This window comes from Bacteroides celer, from assembly GCF_002632415.2.
GTDB lineage: Bacteria > Bacteroidota > Bacteroidia > Bacteroidales > Bacteroidaceae > Bacteroides.
Genome location: NZ_CP178209.1, coordinates 434013 through 456043 on the forward strand (window position 1 = coordinate 434013; position 22031 = coordinate 456043).

General features: G+C 39.1%; 15 protein-coding genes. 13 read left to right on the forward strand and 2 right to left on the reverse strand.

Annotation, left to right across the window (positions count from 1 at the left end):
* Positions 1–24 precede the first annotated feature (24 nt).
* Together CJF29_RS01380 and xerD are read right to left on the reverse strand one after the other, a co-directional pair.
* Entirely contained in the window at positions 25–1719 is a 1695-nt protein-coding gene (locus CJF29_RS01380; protein WP_008642433.1) for a tetratricopeptide repeat protein, read from the reverse strand.
* 135 nt (positions 1720–1854) lie between these two features.
* On the reverse strand, positions 1855–2814 hold the full coding sequence (xerD, locus tag CJF29_RS01385; protein ID WP_099146214.1) for a site-specific tyrosine recombinase XerD: 960 nt from the start codon (positions 2812–2814) through the stop codon (positions 1855–1857).
* Between the two features lie 62 nt (positions 2815–2876).
* On the opposite strand from xerD, the gene aroQ reads away from it, so the two are divergent.
* The 13 genes from aroQ to CJF29_RS01450 all read left to right on the forward strand — a co-directional run bounded on the left by aroQ (position 2877) and on the right by CJF29_RS01450 (position 21956).
* Entirely contained in the window at positions 2877–3296 is a 420-nt protein-coding gene (aroQ, locus tag CJF29_RS01390; RefSeq protein WP_004311171.1) for a type II 3-dehydroquinate dehydratase, read from the forward strand.
* A 36-nt stretch (positions 3297–3332) separates the two neighbouring features.
* On the forward strand, positions 3333–4790 hold the full coding sequence (gene pyk, locus CJF29_RS01395) for a pyruvate kinase (protein ID WP_004311172.1): 1458 nt from the start codon (positions 3333–3335) through the stop codon (positions 4788–4790).
* A 20-nt stretch (positions 4791–4810) separates the two neighbouring features.
* Positions 4811–5449 carry an O-methyltransferase gene (locus CJF29_RS01400; protein WP_099146213.1) on the forward strand — a complete coding sequence of 213 codons (639 nt, stop codon included), beginning with the start codon at positions 4811–4813 and terminating at the stop codon, positions 5447–5449.
* A gap of 17 nt (positions 5450–5466) precedes the next feature.
* The gene (gene rbfA, locus CJF29_RS01405; protein ID WP_004296522.1) at positions 5467–5799 is read left to right on the forward strand and encodes a 30S ribosome-binding factor RbfA; all 333 of its coding nucleotides are present in this window, start codon (positions 5467–5469) and stop codon (positions 5797–5799) included.
* A gap of 17 nt (positions 5800–5816) precedes the next feature.
* Complete coding sequence (locus tag CJF29_RS01410; RefSeq protein ID WP_099146212.1) at positions 5817–7043, forward strand: FtsX-like permease family protein; 1227 nt, start codon at positions 5817–5819, stop codon at positions 7041–7043.
* Positions 7044–7188: 145 nt separating this feature from the next.
* Positions 7189–7740: an RNA polymerase sigma factor gene (locus CJF29_RS01415; protein WP_008642439.1), complete on the forward strand. Its 552-nt coding sequence runs from the start codon at positions 7189–7191 to the stop codon at positions 7738–7740.
* A 155-nt stretch (positions 7741–7895) separates the two neighbouring features.
* Positions 7896–9011: a FecR family protein gene (locus tag CJF29_RS01420; RefSeq protein ID WP_099146211.1), complete on the forward strand. Its 1116-nt coding sequence runs from the start codon at positions 7896–7898 to the stop codon at positions 9009–9011.
* Positions 9012–9162: 151 nt separating this feature from the next.
* Positions 9163–12552 carry a TonB-dependent receptor gene (locus tag CJF29_RS01425; RefSeq protein WP_099146210.1) on the forward strand — a complete coding sequence of 1130 codons (3390 nt, stop codon included), beginning with the start codon at positions 9163–9165 and terminating at the stop codon, positions 12550–12552.
* A gap of 11 nt (positions 12553–12563) precedes the next feature.
* Positions 12564–14510, forward strand: coding sequence for a RagB/SusD family nutrient uptake outer membrane protein (locus tag CJF29_RS01430; protein ID WP_099146209.1), 1947 nt, complete (start codon positions 12564–12566; stop codon positions 14508–14510).
* A gap of 32 nt (positions 14511–14542) precedes the next feature.
* On the forward strand, positions 14543–16183 hold the full coding sequence (locus CJF29_RS01435; RefSeq protein ID WP_099146226.1) for a SusE domain-containing protein: 1641 nt from the start codon (positions 14543–14545) through the stop codon (positions 16181–16183).
* 99 nt (positions 16184–16282) lie between these two features.
* On the forward strand, positions 16283–17866 hold the full coding sequence (locus tag CJF29_RS01440; protein WP_099146208.1) for a DUF4832 domain-containing protein: 1584 nt from the start codon (positions 16283–16285) through the stop codon (positions 17864–17866).
* Positions 17856–19505, forward strand: a complete 1650-nt coding sequence (locus CJF29_RS01445) for a DUF4832 domain-containing protein (protein ID WP_099146207.1) — start codon at positions 17856–17858, stop codon at positions 19503–19505. The genes CJF29_RS01440 and CJF29_RS01445 overlap by 11 nt, the downstream gene beginning before the upstream one ends.
* A gap of 243 nt (positions 19506–19748) precedes the next feature.
* A complete protein-coding gene (locus CJF29_RS01450) occupies positions 19749–21956 on the forward strand; it encodes a glycoside hydrolase family 3 N-terminal domain-containing protein (RefSeq protein WP_099146206.1) in 2208 nt (735 codons plus the stop codon).
* The last annotated feature ends 75 nt before the right edge of the window (positions 21957–22031 follow it).

The following is a 22031-nucleotide window of genomic DNA, read 5'->3' on the forward strand; positions in this document are numbered from 1 at the left end:
ATTTAAAATAGAGTGGTAATTCTCTTATTTAATGATGTTCATGAAATCTGCATTTGTGAAGTATTTTGCAAATTCCAAGTCAGTAGCTGCTTTCTTAGCTAATGACGAATCTTTAGCAACTGCGCTCTTTAAGCTGCTTGTTACCATAGAAGAATTGTTAGTTCTAGCACCTAAAACTGCCATCAGGTAGTCAGTGTAAGCATCCGGTCTTGTTACGTTAGCCAATGTGTTTTTAGCTTTGTTGTAGTCCTTAGCAAGGATTTGAGCCAAAGCAGCACTGTTAGTCTTAGAGTCACCGAATGAGTTAACTGCTCTTTCATATTGACCTTGAGCGATGTACAGGTTACCCATAGATTCGCCAAGTTCTTTTGTTCCGGCAGCTTTACCGAAGTATGCTTCTGCAGCAGTTTTGTCACCCTTCATCAAAGAAACCAAACCTAAGTTCATGTTAACTTCAGGAGTAGCATTAACACTGGCAGCTTTCTTGAAGTAAGATTCAGCTTTGTCAATGTTACCAGCCTGGTAAGCTAATTTACCCAAGTTGTTGTAACCACGGTAATCGTTCGGGAATTGTTTGGTAGCTTGAGTATAGATAGCTTCTTGTTTAGCAGGATCGCTAGTCAGTGTAGCAGCATACAGCAATTCTTCTACATTCAGTTCAGAAGGATTAGAAGAAGCCAGTTTAGTGATTTCTTCGTCAGACTTACCGATGATTTCATAGTTCAAAGTCAAACGAGAACGACGCAACTGAGGAAGAATAGTGTTAGCCAATTCTTTGTATACAGCAGAGATGTTTTTGATTTCGCTTTCTCTTTGAGCAGGGTCTTGATACATTGCAATAACGCGGAGGATCAACTCTTTGTCTTGGATGTTAGATTTAGAAACCAGTTCTTGGAAACCTTCCCAGTCCTGTGCAGTATATTTAGCATCGATCGGAGCGTCGATTTTTGCTTTCTTCAGGTCTTTGCTCAACAGCTTGGTTGTGTTGTTTTCGCGGTTTTCAGCAAGAGTAGTATTCAAGCTTACACCACCATCAGGAGAAGCGTATGCAGAAACTTCGATGTTGCTGATCTTCTTGTTAGCAGCTTCGTTTACGTTAGCTACTTCTTTGTTGAATTCTTTAGCAGTCTTCAACTCGCTGGAACGAATGTTAGCTTGTTGGATCAAGAACATGATGTTAGCATCGTGTTTTTCTTTGATAATACGTTGGAAAGCGTCTTCGCCCAATGCAGGGTTGGCGTTACCTAATGTATTGTTTACTAATTCAGAAGTAGAGATTACACCATCAGCAATTTTCACAGCAGGAATAGTAACTACTTTCTTACCGATAGTAGCTTTGAATTCCAGGTACAATTCAGACTTAGCCATTTCCGGAACATAGTCAAAAGAAGTTTTCATAGTGTAGCTACCGCCCATCTTGTAAGAGATAGTCTGGTCGTTACCTTCCACTTTTTCACCTTGGAAAGTAGCTGGTTGGCCTTTAGCTTCGCCGCCATTCCATTTCAAAACCGGAGTAACTTCTACAACCGCTTTCTTGTTGAAATACTTTTCAGGAAATTTACCATTGATGGTCGCAGGAACTTTACCACCTACTGCCTCCAGCACTTGCGGAGTAACAGTGAAGTAATCAGCTGATAATTCACCCATTTTTTTGCTGCAAGAAGAGAATAATGCAACAACCATTGCCATGAGTAAAGGCAAGTACAACTTCTTAGTCATTTTAGGTATAAATTAAATGTTTGTAATTGAAATATCGTCTATTTGCCAACCTCCTTCTGCTCACACAGAAAAAGTAACGCAAAGATATTAATTCTTAATATAATTATATAGATAAGGGGGCGATTTTATCATAATTTAATGAAATAACTCCTCTTTTTCTTTCCGGTACTTGATATTTCGCGGGTGATGCTCAATAATCTCACTACGAAGCATGTTGCGGTCAATGTGTGTATAGATTTCCGTTGTCGCAATAGATTCATGTCCGAGCATGCATTGAATGGCTCGCAAATTGGCTCCACCTTCCAGTAAATGAGTGGCGAAGGAATGCCGGAAAGTGTGCGGACTGATGTTTTTGGTAATGCCTGCTTTTTGTGCTAATTCTTTTATCATATGAAAGATCATAATCCGGGAAAGTCCTTTGCCTCTCCGCTGACTGACGAAAACGAAATCCTCATGCCCTTTTTTCACTTCAATCTGGTTACGGTCTGTGATGTAAAGCTTTATTTCATTAATAGCCCGGGGGGAGATCGGTACGAGTCGTTGTTTGCTTCCTTTTCCTTCTACTTTGATAAAGCCTTCATCAAAATAGAGGTCGGATAGTTTAAGGGTGATAAGTTCTGATACCCGAAGTCCGCAGCTGTATAGTGTTTCTAAAATAGCTCTGTTTCGCTGTCCTTCAGCTTTGCTGCGGTCGACGGCGGAGATAATCCGGTCAATTTCCTCCACAGTCAGTACTTCAGGAAGTTTGAAACCTATTTTAGGGCCTTCTAATAGTTCACTGGGGTCTGCTTCCAGATAGTTTTCGAGGATGAGAAAACGGAAGAATGATTTGATTCCTGATAAAATGCGGGCTTGTGAACGGGGATGAATGCCGATGTCATGTAATCCGGCCGCAAAATGTTGAAGATCGGACAGGCATACGTCCAATACGTAAATCCCTTCCAATTTCAGAAAGCTCATCAGTTTGTCCAGATCCGTCAGATAGGCATCCAGCGTATTAAGAGATAAGGACTTTTCCAGTTTGAGATACTGCTGATACTTCCTGATTATCAGCTCTTGTTGTTCCTTCTTATGCTTTTTTTCGTTGATTTCCATTTCTTTTTTCTACCTTTGCACATTCTTTCAGATACAAAGGTATAAAAAAACAGGATTGCGCGATGAAGATACAAATTATTAATGGCCCGAATATTAATCTGTTGGGTAAGCGTGAACCTTCCATTTACGGAAGCGTTACATTTGAAGATTACTTGGCTGATCTTCGCAAAAGATACGTTGACGTGGAGATCGACTATTTTCAATCGAACATCGAGGGAGAAATGATAGACTGCATACAGCAGGTGGGATTTGATGTGGATGGTATAATCTTGAATGCAGGTGCGTATACACATACTTCCATAGCTTTGCAGGATGCTATTCGTTCTGTGACATCTCCGGTGATTGAGGTGCATATTTCCAATGTGCATAGTCGCGAGTCTTTCCGGCACGTATCGATGATTGCTTGTGCTTGTAAAGGAGTGATTTGTGGCTTTGGGCTAAATTCGTACCGTTTGGCTTTGGAGGCTTTATTGGATAGATAATAAATAAGGTAATAATATATAATAGGTAGAAAGACTATGTTATTGAAACAGACTAAGATTGTGGCTTCCATCTCGGATAGACGTTGTGATGTGGATTTTATAAAACAGTTGTTTGAAGCTGGGATGAATGTAGTGCGTATGAATACAGCGCATGCTAGCCGTGAAGGTTTTGAAGCTTTGATTGCAAATGTACGTGCTGTGTCCAACCGTATTGCGATTTTGATGGATACAAAAGGTCCGGAAGTTCGTACGACGGCTAATGCAGAGCCGATTCCATATAAAATAGGAGAGAAAGTAAAGATTGTAGGTAATCCGGATTTGGAAACAACTCGTGAATGTATTGCTGTTTCATATCCGAACTTTGTGTCTGACCTGAATATCGGTGGTACGATTCTGATTGATGATGGCGATCTGGAACTGGAAGTTATTGATAAGACGGATGGTTATTTGCTGTGTGAAGTTAAGAACGATGCTACTTTGGGAAGCCGTAAAAGCGTAAATGTCCCGGGTGTTCGCATCAATCTTCCTTCATTAACGGAAAAAGACCGTAACAATATTCTTTATGCTATCGAAAAGGATATTGATTTTATCGCTCACTCTTTCGTGCGCAACCGTCAGGATGTACTTGACATACGTGAAATTCTGGATGCACATAATAGTGATATTAAGATTATTGCTAAGATTGAGAATCAGGAAGGGGTGGATAATATCGATGAAATTCTGGAAGTGGCAGATGGCGTAATGGTTGCCCGTGGTGACTTGGGTATCGAAGTGCCTCAAGAACGTATTCCGGGAATCCAGCGTGTATTGATTCGCAAGTGTATTCTGGCAAAGAAGCCGGTAATCGTTGCTACTCAAATGCTCCATACAATGATAAATAATCCTCGTCCGACTCGTGCGGAAGTGACTGATATTGCCAATGCAATCTACTATCGTACAGATGCTTTGATGTTGAGCGGAGAAACCGCTTATGGTAAGTATCCGGTAGAAGCGGTGAAAACAATGACTAAAGTTGCGGCTCAGGCAGAAAAAGATAAACTGGAAGAAAATGATATCCGTATTCCGTTAGATGAGAATAGTAATGATGTTACGGCGTTCCTTGCTAAACAAGCAGTAAAAGCTACTTCTAAGCTAAAAATACGTGCTATTATCACTGATAGTTATAGCGGACGCACTGCTCGTAACCTGGCTGCTTTCCGTGGAAAGTATCCAGTGCTGGCTATCTGCTATAAAGAAAAGACAATGCGTCATTTGGCTTTGTCTTATGGTGTGGAAGCTATCTATATGCCGGAATTGGCTAACGGACAGCAATATTACTTTGCGGCATTGCGCCGTCTGTTGAAAGAAGGCCGTTTGCAGCCTTCCGATATGGTAGGATATTTGAGTAGTGGTAAGGCAGGAACAAAGACCTCATTCCTCGAAATTAATGTAGTGGAAGATGCTTTGAAGCATGCAGAGGAGACTGTATTACCTAACAACAACCGTTATCTTTAATTTTTAAAGAGGTAAGTTTTATGCAGGAAACCGAATCGATAGACGAATATATTTTGCAGCATATTGATCCCGAGAGCGATTACTTGAAATCGCTCTATCGGGATACGCATGTAAAGCTCCTTCGTCCTCGTATGGCTTCCGGGCATTTGCAGGGACGGATGCTGAAGATGTTTGTAGAAATGATTCAGCCTCGTCAGATATTGGAAATCGGAACGTATAGCGGCTATTCTGCCCTTTGTTTGGCGGAAGGTCTGCCGGAAGGTGGACTGTTGCATACGTTTGAGATCAATGATGAACAAGAGGACTTTACCCGTCCATGGTTGGAGAAATCACCGTTTGCCGATAAAATTCGTTTTTATATAGGTGATGCTTTAGAACTTGTTCCGCGTTTAGGTGTTACCTTTGATATGGCTTTTATTGATGGTGATAAGCGTAAGTACATTGAATATTACGAGATGACGTTGGCGCATCTATCTGCAGGCGGATATATCATTGCTGATAATACTTTGTGGGACGGTCATGTTCTCGAACAGCCTCGCAACACGGATGCACAGACGATTGGTATTAAAGCCTTCAATGATTTGGTGGCGGAAGATGTGCGAGTGGAAAAAGTGATATTGCCTTTACGTGACGGGTTAACGATTATAAGAAAAAAGTAAGATAAAAGAGTAGATTTATGGAAACAACCAGACAGAATAAGATATCTCGCCTGTTGCAGAAAGAACTAAGTGAGATATTCCTGCTTCAAACAAAGTCCATGCCGGGCACACTGGTCTCTGTTAGTGCAGTTCGTATCAGTCCTGATATGAGTATTGCCCGTGTTTACCTCAGTGTTTTTCCTTCGGAGAAAGCAGAAGAGATGGTGAAGAATATCAATAACAATATGAAATCCATCCGCTATGAACTTGGAACTCGTGTGCGTCACCAGTTGCGCATCATTCCCGAGCTGAAATTCTTTGTGGATGATTCATTGGATTATATTGAGAAAATAGATTCATTGCTGAAGTGAAATAATTCATTGCAGAGGTGAACTTTCCTTTTTATATAGCCAGGCGTTATCTTTTCTCAAAAAAAAAGCATAACGCTATTAATATCATATCCGGTATTTCCGTATGTGGGGTAGCTCTTGCTACGCTTGCTTTGGTTTGCACCCTTTCCGTTTTTAATGGTTTTCAGGATATGGTCGCTAGCTTTTTTACGGCTTTTGACCCGCAGTTGAAAATTACGGTCCGTGAAGGAAAAGTCTTTGATGCGCAAGATAAGCGGATTCGCGCTGTTTGTGCACTTCCTGAAGTAGAGGTGTTTACAGAAACACTCGAAGAAAATGCAATGGTGCAATACAAGGATCGCCAAGCTATGGTTGTATTAAAAGGTGTGGAGGATAACTTTGAAGAACTGACTGCTATAGACAGTATACTCTATGGTGCAGGTGAATTTCTTCTTCATGACTCTATTGTGAACTACGGGGTCATGGGAGTGGAACTGGTTGCGACTTTGGGTACAGGTTTGGAATTTGTTGATCCTCTTCAGGTCTATCTACCCAAGCGAAATGCCAAAGTGAACATGGCAAATCCCGGTGCTTCTTTTAATCGTGATTACCTGTATTCTCCGGGTGTCGTATTTGTTGTGAATCAGCAAGAATATGACGGGAAATATATTTTGACTTCTCTCGATTTCCTCCGTGAGCTTCTGGATTATACAACAGAAGTCTCTGCGATGGAATTGAAATTGAAACCTAATGTAAATATTTCATCTGTACAATCCAAAATTGAAAATATATTAGGTGATGATTTTGTAGTTCAAAACCGTTATCAGCAGCAGGCAGATGTTTTCCGTATTATGGAGATAGAGAAATTAATCTCTTATTTGTTTCTCACTTTTATCTTAATGATAGCCTGTTTCAATGTAATTGGTTCCCTTTCTATGTTAATCTTGGATAAGAAGGATGATGTAGTAACTTTGCGGAGTCTTGGAGCTAGTGATAAACTCATCTCCCGAATATTCCTCTTTGAAGGACGTCTCATTTCTCTTTTTGGCGCTATTTCCGGTATTGTTCTGGGCTTAATCCTATGTTTTATCCAACAGAAATTCGGTATAATTTCATTGGGAGGCGGTGGTGGTACTTTTGTTGTAGATGCCTATCCTGTCAGCGTTCACGCTTGGGATGTCGTATTAATCTTTATCACAGTTTTAGCCGTTGGTTTTCTCTCCGTATGGTATCCTGTACGTTATCTAAGTAAGAGACTTTTATAGCTAAATGGTAATGTTTTTATTATAGCCATTTTTCTATAATTGATAACTTTTAATTCCTTTTTATGGTGTTTTATTTTCGTAATTGATACGATACTGCTATATTTGGCTCAATTTTGTTAATTGGAAATAATCTATAAATACTTCTGTGAAACTTGAGAATAATGAAATATGTAGAATAGTAGACGGCGATGAAATTGCTTTCAATCGTTTTATGGAGCATTATTCTTCGCGTTTATATCACTATACATTTGCGCTACTTGGCCAGAAGGAGTCAGCTGAAGAGATTGTGAGTGATGTTTTTTTTGAAGTTTGGAAAAATAGAAAAAGTCTGGCTGAAATTGGCAATATGAATGCTTGGATCCAGACAATCACCTATCGAAAAGCGATTTCTTTTTTGCGGAAGGAAACTGGAAAGTATGAATTGTCATTTGATGATATCGAAGATTTTATTTTTGAGCCGGTTCAATCTCCAGCCGAGGAGATGATTAGTAAGGAAGAAATGGCTAAAATTAATGACGCCATTCAACAACTTCCTCCCAAGTGTAAACATGTCTTTTTCTTAGCAAAAATAGACGGGCTTCCTTATAAAGATATTGCAGATATGTTGAACATATCAGTGAAGACTATCAATAACCATATTGCTTTTGCGTTAGATGAAATTGCTAAAAGATTGAATATGAAATCTCGCAAGAGCTAAGTTTTTTACTCTCCTGCTTATTAATGCCTTATTTTTTCACATAGCTAACTCCACTTTTATTCTTTTTACCCGAAAAATGAAAAAAAATCATTTTTGACTGGGAGATTTTTTTTTTAGTTGCGTCTTTATCTATAGAACAACATTAAAATAGGATTATGAGCTTGAAAGAATACCATCGTCTCGCAGATTTATTTAGTAAATTGAATTCTCAAGAAAATATTGAGGATGATTTTACTTCTATGCCTGATGCTGAGAAGTTGAAATTCTTTTGGGAAAATTGTGTGCAGGAAAAGATTGATTCATCTTCTATCATAGAGAAGACTCAACGAAAGATGCGAAAAGATGCTATGAAGCGCAGAAAGAAATATTTCTTAGTTGCTTCAGCTTCTATTGCTGCTTCCTTTTTGATTTGCATTTCAACTATTTATTTTTTTAATCATAATGGAAGTGTTAATTTAGACTTCCAGGCTATTGCTGAAGAAATGGATAGCCAATCTGTTGAGGAAGTGACTCTTATTACTTCCAAGGAACAGCTTAATTTGGATGAAGATGTTTTCATTAAGTATTCGAAAGAGGGGAAAGTTGCTGTCAATTCACAAGTGATAAAAGAGAAAGAAGAGAAAACCAAAGAGGAACAAGAATATAATCAGTTGCTTGTCCCTGCGGGGAAAAGGGCTAGAGTAGAATTGTCTGATGGGACTCGGCTGGTCGTTAACTCCCAGTCAAAAGTGATTTATCCTCGTTGTTTTAAAGGAGACATTCGTAAAATCTATGCCCAAGGAGAAGTTTTCCTGGAAGTTGCGCATGATAAGAAACATCCTTTTATAGTGGAGTCTGATGATTTTAAACTGCAAGTGTTAGGAACGAAGTTCAATATCTCGAATTATAAAGGAGGAACAACTAATATTGTATTGGTGGAAGGTGCGGTAGAAGTTACTGATAAGAATGAAAAGAAAGCACGTTTGAATCCTAATGATCTGTTGAATATAGCAAATGGTACAATTGCTTATCAAAAGCAAGTTGATGTAGCAGAGTATATTAGTTGGGTAGAGGGGATTATGTTATTGAATGGTAATGATTTGTCGCAGATCATTCAAAGACTAAGCATCTACTATGGTATATCTATTCAATGTGATCCAATTATTGGTAAAGAAAAAGTGTATGGGAAATTAGATTTGAAAGATGATATAGACGAGGTGATTGAATGTATTCAGCAAACCCTGCCATTCACGATCGAAAAGAGTGATACTAGTATATATTTAAATAAATAATTTTTTTAATTAATCTTTTAATATGTTTGCCTATGAAGAACAGACTGCCATTATGACAAAAAAAATCGGATAAATATTGCCGTATTTACCCGATAGTAACTCCCTAGTTAAATCAATAAATCCAAAATTGTTAACCTAAAAAGAAATTTTTATGGTAAAGAAAACTATTTTTTTACACTTAAAAAAAAGACTTAAGCTTTTTTGCATTATAAACGTCTTTTTTATGATTCCATTCTCTTCATTCGGTACTAATTCTATTAGTTGGAATTCCGAAGAAGATTTATTCTCAGTACAGTATGAGAATGTTACAGTTAAAGATATTTTAGATTATATCGAAAAACATAGTAAGTATATTTTTATTTACTCTGCTAATGTTCAGAAAAATCTGAATAACAAAGTCTCCATTTCAGTTTCCAATAAGAAAATAGACGCTGTATTAAAAGAGTTGTTCTCAGAGACAGGACTGAATTATAAGATGTCGGGAAGACAAATTACTATTTCGGTGCCAGAAGCTCCTAAGGTACAGCAAACTACACAACAAAAGGGTATTAAGGTAACAGGTAACGTTTCAGATGAAAAAGGTGAGCCTTTGATTGGTGTAACAATCATTTTGAAAAATGATTCCACAGTGCATGCATTGACAGACATGAATGGTAATTATAGTATTATTGTTCCTGAAAGAAAATCTGTGCTTTCTTTCCGTTATATTGGTTTTGTTCCTAAAGAAGAGATAGTTAATAACCGGAAGGTTGTTAATGTACAAATGGTAGAAGATGTTGGTCAATTAGATGAGGTTGTAGTGGTTGCCTATGGCGCACAAAAGAAAGAGTCTGTTGTTGGTTCTATCACAACGATTGAACCTGCTAAGTTAAAGGTTTCTACTACTCGTTCAATAAGTAATAATCTGGCTGGTACAGTTGCCGGTGTATTAGCTGTGCAACGTTCTGGTGAACCGGGATATGATAATTCTTCTTTCTGGATTCGTGGTATTAGTACATTCCAGGATGCCGGACAAAACCCATTGGTTTTGATTGATGGTATAGAACGCGATTTGAATAATATTGATCCTGAAGAGATAGAATCTTTTTCTGTGTTGAAAGATGCTGCTGCAAGTGCTGTTTATGGAGTGCGGGGAGCTAATGGTGTTATTTTAATTAATACAAAACGCGGACAAGTTGGTAAACCTCGTGTGACTGTAAAGGCTGAATTTGCAGCTACACAGCCAGTTAAACTTCCCGAGTATTTGGGTGCGGCAGATTATATGCAGGTTTTGGATGATATCTTGATGGATACAGGACAACAGCCTAAATATACAGATCGTATTGCAAAAACTCGTGCAGGCTATGACCCTGATTTATATCCGGACGTGAATTGGATGGATGCAATTGCAAATGATTATGCTTCGAATCAGCGTGTAACAGTAGATATTTCCGGTGGTACAGAGACATTACGTTATTCTTTTGTTGCTGCTGCGTATAATGAACGTGGTATTTTGAAACGTGATAAAAGCTATGATTGGGATCCTACTATTAAGTTGCAACGTTATAACGTGCGTTCTAATGTGGATTTGAAATTAAGTCCTACTACGCAATTACGTTTTAATATTGGTGGATATTTGCAAGATAGAAATTCTACAACGAAAGATATATCTCAAATTTTCCAAAAAGCGTTCGTTGCTGTTCCTCATGCTTTTCCTGCACAGTATTCCAGTGGACAGATACCGACAACAGAGGAGCCAAACGTTTGGGCATGGGCTACTCAGAGTGGATATAAAAGAAGAAGCGACAGTAAGATTGAAACACTGTTTTCTGTAGAACAAGATTTGAAATTCTTACTTCCGGGATTGAAAATAAAAGGTACATTCTCATTTGACAGGTTTTCTTCGGGTACTGTTTCTCGTGGAAAGACGCCGGATTATTATGTGCCTGCTACAGGACGTGATGATGAAGGTAATTTGATTATAGCATCAAAATCCAATGGTACTAATTTCCTGGATTACTCAAAAAGCGGTGATTATGGAAATAAGAGCGTATATATGGAAGCTACTTTGTCTTATGACCGCACATTCGCTGAGAAACATTCCGTTGCTGCAATGTTATTGTTTAATCGTCGTAATTATGATGATGGAAGCAAGTTGCCTTACCGTAATCAGGGATTGGCAGGACGTGCATCTTATACCTATTCGGGTAAATATGTAGGTGAATTTAATTTTGGCTATAATGGTTCTGAGAATTTTGCCAAAGGCAAACGTTATGGCTTTTTCCCTTCAGGAGCCATTGGTTGGATTGTATCGGAAGAGGCATTTATGCAACCGTTGCGTAAGGTCATATCTAAATTGAAATTGCGTGCATCCTATGGTCAGGTAGGTAATGCTAATTTAGGTGGACGCCGTTTTGCATACCTTTCTACAATTACCGATGACTATGAGACATTAAACATGTATAAATGGGGATTGGATAGCAGTTATGGCTTAACTGGTATGGCAGAAGGTGAGTTTGCAGTACAAGATTTGACATGGGAGATTGTTAATAAGATGAATTTGGGGGTTGAGCTAGGTTTCCTGAATGGTATGATTGATTTGCAATTAGACTATTTCGACGAACGCCGTAAAGACATATTTATGCCACGTGAGTCTGTTCCGATGACGGCTGGATTTATGAAGCAGCCTTGGAAGAATTTTGGAAAAGTGACTAATCAGGGTGTAGAAGTTTCCTTAAATGTTAATAAACAGTTTGGCAAAGACTTATTTGTCAGCTTAATGGGAACATTTACCTATGCTCATAATGAAATAACAGAAAAGGATGAACCTAGTGCAGTAGTTGGTACTAACCGTGCTGAAACAGGACATCCGGTAGGGCAATTAACTGGCTATATAGCAGAAGGTTTGTTTACAGAAGACGATTTTGAAGACGTAAGTACAGGTAAACTGAAAGAAGGAATTCCGACTCAAAGTTTTGTAAGCAAACTCCGCCCGGGGGATATTAGATACAGGGATGTCAATGGTGATGGTAAAGTGGACGTATTTGATAAATCGCCAATCGGAGGAACAAAAGATCCGGAGATAGTATATGGCTTTGGACTGAATATGAAATATAAGGATCTAGATTTTGGGGTTCTCTTTCAAGGAATAGGCCGTAGTTGGAATATATTAGGATCAAGTATTATTCCGGGTGCCAATAGAGGAGTAACGGGCAATATGTTTACTAATGCAAATGATCGTTGGACTGTAGACAACCCAAGTCAGAACGTATTTTATCCGCGTTTGGATGACGGTATAAATAGTAATAATAACCAATCCTCTACATGGTGGCTGCGGAATATGAGTTTCTTACGTTTGAAAAACATAGAACTAGGTTATTCTTTACCAAAGAGTTTGTGGAGAAATACTACAGTTATATCAGGCATTCGTCTTTTCGTAAGAGGAACAAATCTTTTGACATTCTCAAAATTTGATTTGTGGGATCCGGAAGTCGAAAATACTACAGGGGCTGCGTACCCAATTATGAAATCGTTATCTGCAGGTTTTGAAATTAAATTCTAATAATAGCGCATATGAAAAATAGCATATTAAAATTTATAGTATTAAGTATTATTACGACATTTGCTTTTTCTTCTTGTTCTGATTATCTGGATAAGCAACCGGATGACCAGTTGGACTTAAAATCAGTATTTGAGAATAAAAAGAATATGGAACGTTGGCTGGCATATGTTTATCGCGGCCTGCCCGAATATTATACTTATGATGGTCCCGATGCCATAGCTGATGAACTGATTCCTTCAGTTGGTTGGGAAGCGCAAGGATTTAAAGCCATTCAATATCAAAAAGGTAACTGGACAGCAGACAATCCCGGGGTAATTACTTATTGGAATACTTATCCCAAATATATCCGTTCTGCTTATTTGTTCATTAAGCATGCTCACCCGCTGGAGGCTGTACCGGCTGAAGAAGTGGACTTTATGAAAGCTGAATGTCGTTTCTTTATAGCTTATTATAATTCTATGATGGCTATAGCTTATGGTTCAGTTCCTATTATTCGCGAGGCTAGTGAAAGTACTTCGGCTGATGATCTGATGTTGAAACAAGAGCCGTTTTATAATGTAATTGATTGGGCGGATCAAGAAATGTTGGAAGCCTCAAAACAATTACCTGCCACTCAAACTGAAGATAAGAAATATGGTCGTGTAACTTCTGTCGGATGTTTGGCAATGCGTGCGCGTATCTTATTATTTGCTGCAAGTGACTTGGTGAATGGTAATCCTGCATTGGCGAATATAAAAAACATTGATGGAACCCCTATCTTTAATTCTGCACATGATCCGGAACGATGGAAAAGGGCAGTGGATGCTTGTAAACTGGTTATAGATGAGGCAGAAGCATCTGGCTATCATTTGCATTATGAATATTTGGATAACGGTGATATTGATCCTTTTCTTTCTTATCAGAATGCAGTGATGAAGAGATGGAATGAAGCCAACAGAGAATTACTGTTTGTTCGTACAATGGATTCCGGTGGATGGTATGATAAAAACTGTATCCCACGTGGTTTGGGTATTAATGGCGTGGGAGCGATCGGAATAACCCAATCTTTGGTTGATGCTTTTTTCATGAGAAACGGTCAAAGACCTATTATAGGCTATAATTCGGATGGCTCTCCTAAAGTTAATCCAGATGCTAATTATTCAGAGACAGGCTTTAGTACGCAAAAAGAGACTTATTCTACAAAGTGGCAGTATGGGTCTTCAGAAGGAGATCGTAATAAAGATGAAAATGTAGTTGTAGACGCTAATACATATAAAATGTATTGTGACCGCGAACCTCGTTTTTATATTTCAGTACTGCATAACGAGCAATGGCATATTGGTGGTAAGAGAAATACTGACTTTTATATGGATGGTAAAGACGGTGGTCCCTCTCACGACGCTCCATGGAGCGGCTATCTGGTACGTAAGAGAGTAGACCCATCTGCAAATCCCAAAGAAGGTAGTGGAGACTATAAAAACCGTCATGGTGCATTATGTCGTTTAGCAGAGATCTATTTAAGTTATGCTGAGGCGTTGAATGAATATAGCATTGAGAAGGGCACTTATACTGCTAATCAAAAAGAGATTCTGAAATATGTCAATTTGATTCGTGAGCGTGCGGGTATTCCCGAATATAGTGTTTCAGCTGAAGAAGGCAAGATAACAGCCCCATCAGATCCTGTAGAAATGCGCGAGTTAATTCGTCAAGAAAGGCGTGTGGAATTGAATTGTGAATCTGGACTTCGTTTTAATGATCTGCGTCGCTGGAAATTAGCCGAGAAAGTATTGGATGGTGATTTTTATGGCATGAATGCTTATATTAAAGTATCCGATGCGGACTATAGAAATAAATATTATACTCGTACAGTATATCAGACACGTAAATTTATAAGCTATTGGTGGCCTATTCCACAGGACGATATTGATAAGAATTGGAATTTGGTACAAACTCCTGACTGGACCGTCGGAAACCAATAAATAGTTATAATATTAATATATTGAATATAGATATGAAAAACGGATATATATTTAAGAAGAACCTTTTACGGTTCTTCTTCCTGACACTTGCTTCGTGTTTCATGGTAGCATGTAATGATGATGACGATACTACTGATTTGCTCGATAATCGTACAAGTTTAGTCCTGACTCCTTCTGATTATGAAATAGAACTCAAGGAAGACACCCCGGATGAGGTTGCATTGACGTTAAACTGGACGGAAGCTGATCCAATAGGCTCTGACTATTATATCTCTTATCTTTATAAAATGGATCTGGAAAATAACAGTTTTGGAACAAACACAATGATAAGAGAGTATATTGATGATGATTTTTCTAAAAGTTATACTCATAAAGAATTGCAGAGTTTATTGGTGTCAAAGTGGAAGCAGCATCCTGGTGATTTAGTAAAGTTACAAGCCCGTATTATCGGTTCTATAGAAGGCCCAAAGTTTGTAAAACCGGAAGTTTCTACAGTAACTATAAAAGTAAAGATGTATTCTGAAAAGACCTTTGTTGCAGACCATCTTTATATGTCAGGCACAGCTGTTGATGGTGAAGATATTGAAATCTTGCCAATGGAAAGTCAGCCGAAGCGTTATGTTTCCATTTGTGACTTGAAGGCAGGTAATCTTCACTTCCCGATTGTTTGGAAAGATGAAAATAAGATTAATGCCATTTCACCAGTTGCTGCAGAACAACAGATTACTGATGGAGCAATGGAAGCTAAAATTAAGGGGACAGATAATGCTGGATATTGGGTGATTCCTGAAGATGGGCAGTATCGTGTAGTGGTAGATTTTGAAACACGTACCGTTACTATAGGTTTGGCTAGTAATTTTATAGAAGCTGATAAAATCTATATTGCCGGAACTTGTGTTAGCCCAGATGTAGAGATGACTCGCACTATAGAAGATGAAAATCAATATGCGTTCCATGCAGAACTGCAACCAGGTACTATTTATTTCCCAATCTTGTTTAACGGACAGAAAGATATGGCTATTGCTCCGGAAGAATCAGGCGATTTTACAGATGGCACAGCAATGAATATCTCGACAATGAGCCCGGAAGCAGCTGCACTTGCTTATCATTGGAATATTAAGACTGCGGGTGTCTATCGTGTTGTGATTAATATAAATACTAAAAAGGTTACGATTTACTCCCCCGAAACAGATCCTAAACCAATGGATGTTTCGTGGACATGGAATAATAATACGATGACTACCACTATTGAAAGAGTCTTTATTTGGGGACCATACGATGGATGGGCTAAAGATGGCACTGGTGATACAGGATTCACTATGGCTCATTCTATGACACCTAGTTTGGCAAATCCTTATTTGTTTATATACAAAGGAGCGGAGCTACCCAGAAAGAATTCCATTAAAGACAAAGATGGAAATGCACATCCGGGTGGATTGAACTTTAAAGTCGGACCGCAAAGTGCAGGTTGCTATACCTTTGGCTCAACAGCAGATGCCATCAGAGGATCTCATGACGGTTGCCTTGATATTGCAGAGAGTGACTACAATCAAAAACAGACTGTAGTCGGAGGGCAATCTCATAACCGCTATGCCTTCTTTAGTGTGCCTGTAGGAGTTAATTACATAGAATTAGATATTAAAGAACTGACAGTATTCTTTGATAAGAGATAATCAAGCAGGATAAAATTAAGAGTGCTATATCAATCTCGTGATTTTTATATGAATAAAGAGAACAATGATATAGCACTCTTTAAAAAAACAATTAGTAGTATGGTTATAAGAAAGATTAGTTATTATAGAGTAATTGTGTCTCTTTGTCTGTTTATGTTCCTTTTATCTCCTGTTTTCGGAGACGAGAATTCAGCCGTTTCATTTGATAAGGAACTATCGGAGAATAACATAGTTACGATTCAGCCTGATTCTTTGCGTATTCTTCATAACCCGCTTACAGGATGGGTGCTCTATGCAAGTATGGGAGTGGATGCTGCGGATTTTTGGGCACAGTATGACCATATGTATATTCCTGAACTGGGACACAATGTTAGTGTGACAGATTATGCTCATACGCTTTATATTCGCGCTAGTTGGACAGATTTTAATCCACAGGAAGATGTATATGGTTGGAAAATTGATTCTAATTTAAGAGCATATATTGAAGGAGCTTATCAGCGGAATATGCGTTTGGCATTTCGTGTTGTAGTTGATAGTCGTGATAAGAGAACAGAATTTACTCCTCAATTTGTAAAAGATGCCGGTGCAAAAGGATTTATGAATAAAGGTAAATGGTCACCTTATTCTGACGATCCTGTTTTTCAGAAGTACTATACTAAATTTGTGAAGGCCCTGGCTAAAGATTTCAACGATCCTTCGAAAGTTGAATTTATAGATGGATTCGGACTTGGGAAATGGGGAGAATATCATACAATGATTTATTCAACAGGTGATGATACTCCAAAGAAAGCAGTTTTCGATTGGGTGACAGATATATATTCTCAAGCTTTTGATAAAGTTCCGGTAGTAATTAACTACCATAGGTGGATTGGTGCGGGAAAAGATTGGGTAGATGATGAACATTTTGCTGCTGACAGTGAAGAAATGTTGGAAGGAGCAATCAAGAAAGGATATTCATTACGTCATGATGCATTTGGCATGACAACCTATTATGGCAGTTGGGAGCGTAGGTTCGCAAAAAAATATCGTAATATCTGCCCCATTATTATGGAAGGTGGCTGGATTGTCAAATCACATAGTTATTGGCAGGATCCTAGAGGATATCGCAAGGATTCACACGAGGACGTAAGACGCGGTGAGTTTGATGACAGCAAAGAGGCACATGTCAATATGATGGATTTCCGTTTTGGTGATACAGAGTCCTGGTTTAAAGATGCTTTTGATTTAGTACGCCGATTCCTTCGGGAAGGGGGGTATAGGCTCTATCCCAGTGAAATCTCTTTGCCGTTAGAAGTCTCTAAAAAAACAACTCCGACTATTAAACATTGCTGGAACAATTTGGGATGGGGGTACTGTCCTACTAATATTCCGCAATGGAATCAAAAATATAAAGTAGCTTTCGCTTTGCTTGATTCTGAAACGAATGAGGTGCGATATACATTTGTGGATACGGATACAGATTTATCCAAGTGGATAAAAGGGAGTCCCGTTGAATATGTATTTGAGCCGGATATGTCCAAAGTTGAAACGGGTACTTATGTTTGGGCTGTGGGCCTGGTTGACCGGAGTAATAAAGATCTCATAGGGCTGGATATTGCCGCCAAAGGGGATATATTGGATTCGGGTTGGTTAAAATTGTCGAAAGTAAGCATAAAAAATAAGAGCTATAGGTATGAAGATTAATTTTCAAAATATGTGCAGTTTGAGAAAAATAAGTTGTGGGCTTATTTTTTCTATGGCTATATCATTAGTCGCTTGCGGCAGTGATAATGATGAAGAAGAAGGTGATAATGGTGATGATGGTTTGGTAGAAGATACTTCTATTCCTGGGAACAGCATTGTCACGGTAAAGCAGAATCGAAATATCATTTTGCATAATCCTCTTTCCGGATGGGTATTATATGCGGGTATTGGTGATGGTTTATCTTCCACATTCTGGCAGGATTATGATAATTTCCCGTCATCGGAAGGCACTGTAAAGGTCTCTGATTATGCAAATACCTTATACCTTCGTGGTGCCTGGGCTGATTTTAATCCTGAAGAAGGAAAATATGCATGGAATTCCGATTGTGATACCCCTTCGGCTAAGCGACTGAAGATGTTGATAGAGGGAGCTAAGCAAAGAAATATGAAATTGGCCTTTACTTTTGTGGTGGATAGCCGTGATAAGCACTATAATTTTACTCCGAATTTTGTAAAAGAGGCTGGTGCGAAAGGATATGAAACACAAACAGGTTCAGTAAAAGTATGGTCTCCCTATCCGGATGATCCTATTTTCCAGAAATATTATGAGAAATTTATCAGGGCTTTGGCTAAGGATTTTAATGATCCCGACAAAGTACAGTTTGTAAGTGGTTCAGGATTTGGAAAATGGGGAGAGTATCATAGTGTATGGTACTATCAGGTGCGTGAGTTGGGAAAACCGGAGCTGCCGACTCGTGAGGCTGTTTTCGATTGGGTGACAGATTTATATTCTCAAGTATTTGATAAAGTTCCTGTGTTTGTAAATTATCATCGTTGGATAGGTACAAGTAAAGAATGGGACGGCAATAATTATGATAAGGATACTGAAAGATTAATAGGAAAAGCAGTAGCTAAAGGATATTCATTACGTCACGATGCGTTTGGCATGAAAACTTACTATTCTACTTGGGAACGCAATTTTATAGCCAAGTGGAAGTATCTCGTTCCTGTAGTAATGGAAGGTGGCTGGGTGAAAAATTCTCATGGAAACTCGATTCAGGGAGATGGATATGCCAATTATGCAGAAGTACGTCAGGGTGAGTTTGATGAGGCTAAAATAGCCTGCGTCAATATGATGGATTTACGCTATAATTCAGACTTTCGTAATGGAGAAACTTATTCATGGTTTAATGAAGCTTTCCAATTAGTTAAACAATTCTGTACAGAAGGAAGCTACCGTTTATTTCCGGACAGGATTTCTTTGCCTACAACTATCTCTAATGGTAAACAGATTGAAATAGCCCATCGTTGGAATAATTTTGGTTGGGGATATTGTCCGACAAATATTCCCCAGTGGAAGAATAAATATAAAGTAGCTTTTGCTTTATTGGACACCAAGAATGATAAACCGAAGTATGTATTTGTCGATGGAGAACCGGAAGCTTGTGATTGGGTGAAAGGTACGGCTAAATCATATACGTTTACGACCCGGGTTGAAGGCGTGGGAGCAGGTAAATACATGTGGGCTGTTGGTATTGTTGACACGGCAAAGCAGAATGAGATTGGAATTCACCTTGCTGTGAAGAACAATGTAACATCTGCCGGCTGGTTGAAATTATTTGAGGTTACCGCTCGGTAAGTCATAATCAATTGCTGCGAGATGCATAAATTGTTGGGAATGAATGTATTGGCAAGTCATAGCTCTCCAGCTTGTTGGGGATATAGATCCAAAATGCAGCATATATCTCCAATGAACTGATTGTAAGTGTTTGGTACTTAGGTAAATGATAAGTGCATGGAATGGCTGGAATAAGTATCTGCTTACGTATTGCTTGATATACATCTGAAAAATAGAAATAATAATTAACTGACGAAAACATTGATGAGAAAAAAAGTTTTGATTTTGGGATTGTGCCTATTGGGAGTCACACATTCTCTTTCGTCAAAAGATAAAAAGAGTATTCTTTTGTATAAGGATGCCAAAGCTCCAATTGAAAAACGTATTGATGATTTAATATCGCGTATGACATTGGAGGAAAAGGTTTTGCAGCTAAACCAATATACATTGGGACGAAATAACAATGTGAATAATGTTGGCGAAGAAGTGAAAAAAGTACCGTCAGAGATTGGTTCTTTAATTTACTTTGATATAAATCCAGAATTGCGTAATAGTATGCAGAAAAAAGCGATGGAAGAATCTCGTTTGGGTATTCCCATCATTTTTGGCTACGATGCTATTCATGGATTTCGCACCATATATCCTATTTCGTTGGGGCAGGCCTGTTCATGGAATCCGGAATTGGTAGAACAAGCATGTGCGGTATCTGCACAAGAAGCCCGTATGTCTGGGGTTGATTGGACTTTTTCTCCCATGATCGACGTGGCACGTGATCCTCGATGGGGACGTGTAGCCGAAGGATATGGTGAAGATCCTTATACAAATGGAGTGTTTGCCGCTGCTTCGGTGCGTGGGTATCAGGGAGATGATATGTCAGCAGAGAACCGTATGGCTGCTTGTCTGAAACACTATGTAGGTTATGGTGCTTCGGAGGCTGGGCGAGATTATGTTTATACTGAGATTTCAGCTCAAACTCTTTGGGATACTTATCTACTGCCCTATGAGATGGGAGTGCAAGCTGGTGCGGCCACTTTGATGAGTTCTTTCAATGACATCAGTGGAGTACCCGGGTCAGCTAATCCTTATATCATGACCGAGATATTAAAGAAACGTTGGAAACATGACGGGTTCATTGTGTCTGACTGGGGGGCTGTGGAACAGTTAAAGAATCAGGGATTGGCCGCTACAAAGAAAGATGCTGCTTGGTATGCTTTTAATGCGGGGCTTGAAATGGATATGATGTCTCATGCCTACGATCGTCATCTGAAAGAGCTTGTAGAGGAAGGTAAGGTAACAATGGCACAAGTTGACGAATCAGTCCGTCGAGTATTGCGTGTAAAATTCCGTCTGGGTTTGTTCGAACGTCCTTATACTCCGGTTACTAATGAGAAGGATCGTTTTTTCCGTCCGCAAAGTATGGCTGTGGCCGCTCAACTGGCAGCAGAATCAATGGTGCTGTTGAAAAATGACAATCAGATATTACCACTTACAAACAAAAAAAGGATTGCCGTAGTAGGTCCAATGGCAAAAAATGGTTGGGACTTATTGGGTTCCTGGTGCGGGCATGGAAAAGATACGGATGTGGAAATGCTCTATGATGGGCTGACTGCCGAGTTTGGAGGAGATGCCGAATTACGTTATGCAATGGGATGCAAACCGCAGGGTAATGACCGTTCAGGTTTTGCTGGCGCATTGGACGTTGCTCGTTGGTCTGATGTAGTCATTGTTTGTTTGGGCGAGATGCTTACCTGGAGTGGTGAGAATGCTTCCCGTTCTACGATTGCTTTGCCACAGATTCAGGAAGAATTGGTGAAAGAACTAAAGGAGGTTGGTAAACCTATTATATTGGTGCTTTCTAATGGACGTCCCTTGGAGTTAAATCGCATGGAACCTCTTTGTAATGCTATATTGGAGATATGGCAACCGGGAATAAATGGTGCGCGTTCAATGGCAGGTATTTTATCTGGACGTATCAACCCTTCCGGTAAACTAGCTATGACGTTCCCTTATTCCACAGGACAAATTCCTATTTATTATAATCGCCGCAAGAGCGGACGCGGACATCAGGGATTTTATAAAGATATAACAAGCGATCCGTTATATCCGTTCGGACATGGATTAAGTTATACCGAATTTAAGTATGGCACTGTTACACCTTCTGCCACTAAGGTGAAGCGCGGCGATAAACTGTCGGCAGAAGTGACTGTCACCAACACCGGTGCCCGCGATGGAGCAGAGACTGTTCATTGGTTTATCTCCGATCCTTATTGCTCTATCACCCGTCCGGTGAAAGAATTGAAACACTTTGAAAAACAATTTATCAAAGCCGGAGAAACGAAGACTTTCTGTTTTGACATTGACCTGGAACGTGATTTCGGTTTTGTCAATGAGGATGGTAAACGCTTCCTTGAAGCCGGCGAATATCATATTCTGGTACAGGGACAGACCGTTAAAATAGAATTGATAGACTAAAAATGTAAAGAACAAAAGTGTGTAAAGAGCTGATAGCTAAGTTGGTTTTTTACACATGCTATATTAACACAGAAT

Bases quoted from the DNA above. Each gene is read 5' to 3' on its own strand.
- CJF29_RS01440 (WP_099146208.1), top strand. From the start codon at position 16,283: ATGGTTATAAGAAAGATTAGTTATTATAGAGTAATTGTGTCTCTTTGT.
- CJF29_RS01380 (WP_008642433.1), bottom strand. From the start codon at position 1,719: ATGACTAAGAAGTTGTACTTGCCTTTACTCATGGCAATGGTTGTTGCA.
- xerD (WP_099146214.1), bottom strand. From the start codon at position 2,814: ATGGAAATCAACGAAAAAAAGCATAAGAAGGAACAACAAGAGCTGATA.
- CJF29_RS01450 (WP_099146206.1), top strand. From the start codon at position 19,749: ATGAGAAAAAAAGTTTTGATTTTGGGATTGTGCCTATTGGGAGTCACA.
- CJF29_RS01445 (WP_099146207.1), top strand. From the start codon at position 17,856: ATGAAGATTAATTTTCAAAATATGTGCAGTTTGAGAAAAATAAGTTGT.
- aroQ (WP_004311171.1), top strand. From the start codon at position 2,877: ATGAAGATACAAATTATTAATGGCCCGAATATTAATCTGTTGGGTAAG.
- CJF29_RS01425 (WP_099146210.1), top strand. From the start codon at position 9,163: ATGGTAAAGAAAACTATTTTTTTACACTTAAAAAAAAGACTTAAGCTT.
- CJF29_RS01430 (WP_099146209.1), top strand. From the start codon at position 12,564: ATGAAAAATAGCATATTAAAATTTATAGTATTAAGTATTATTACGACA.
- pyk (WP_004311172.1), top strand. From the start codon at position 3,333: ATGTTATTGAAACAGACTAAGATTGTGGCTTCCATCTCGGATAGACGT.
- CJF29_RS01420 (WP_099146211.1), top strand. From the start codon at position 7,896: ATGAGCTTGAAAGAATACCATCGTCTCGCAGATTTATTTAGTAAATTG.
- rbfA (WP_004296522.1), top strand. From the start codon at position 5,467: ATGGAAACAACCAGACAGAATAAGATATCTCGCCTGTTGCAGAAAGAA.
- CJF29_RS01435 (WP_099146226.1), top strand. From the start codon at position 14,543: ATGAAAAACGGATATATATTTAAGAAGAACCTTTTACGGTTCTTCTTC.
- CJF29_RS01400 (WP_099146213.1), top strand. From the start codon at position 4,811: ATGCAGGAAACCGAATCGATAGACGAATATATTTTGCAGCATATTGAT.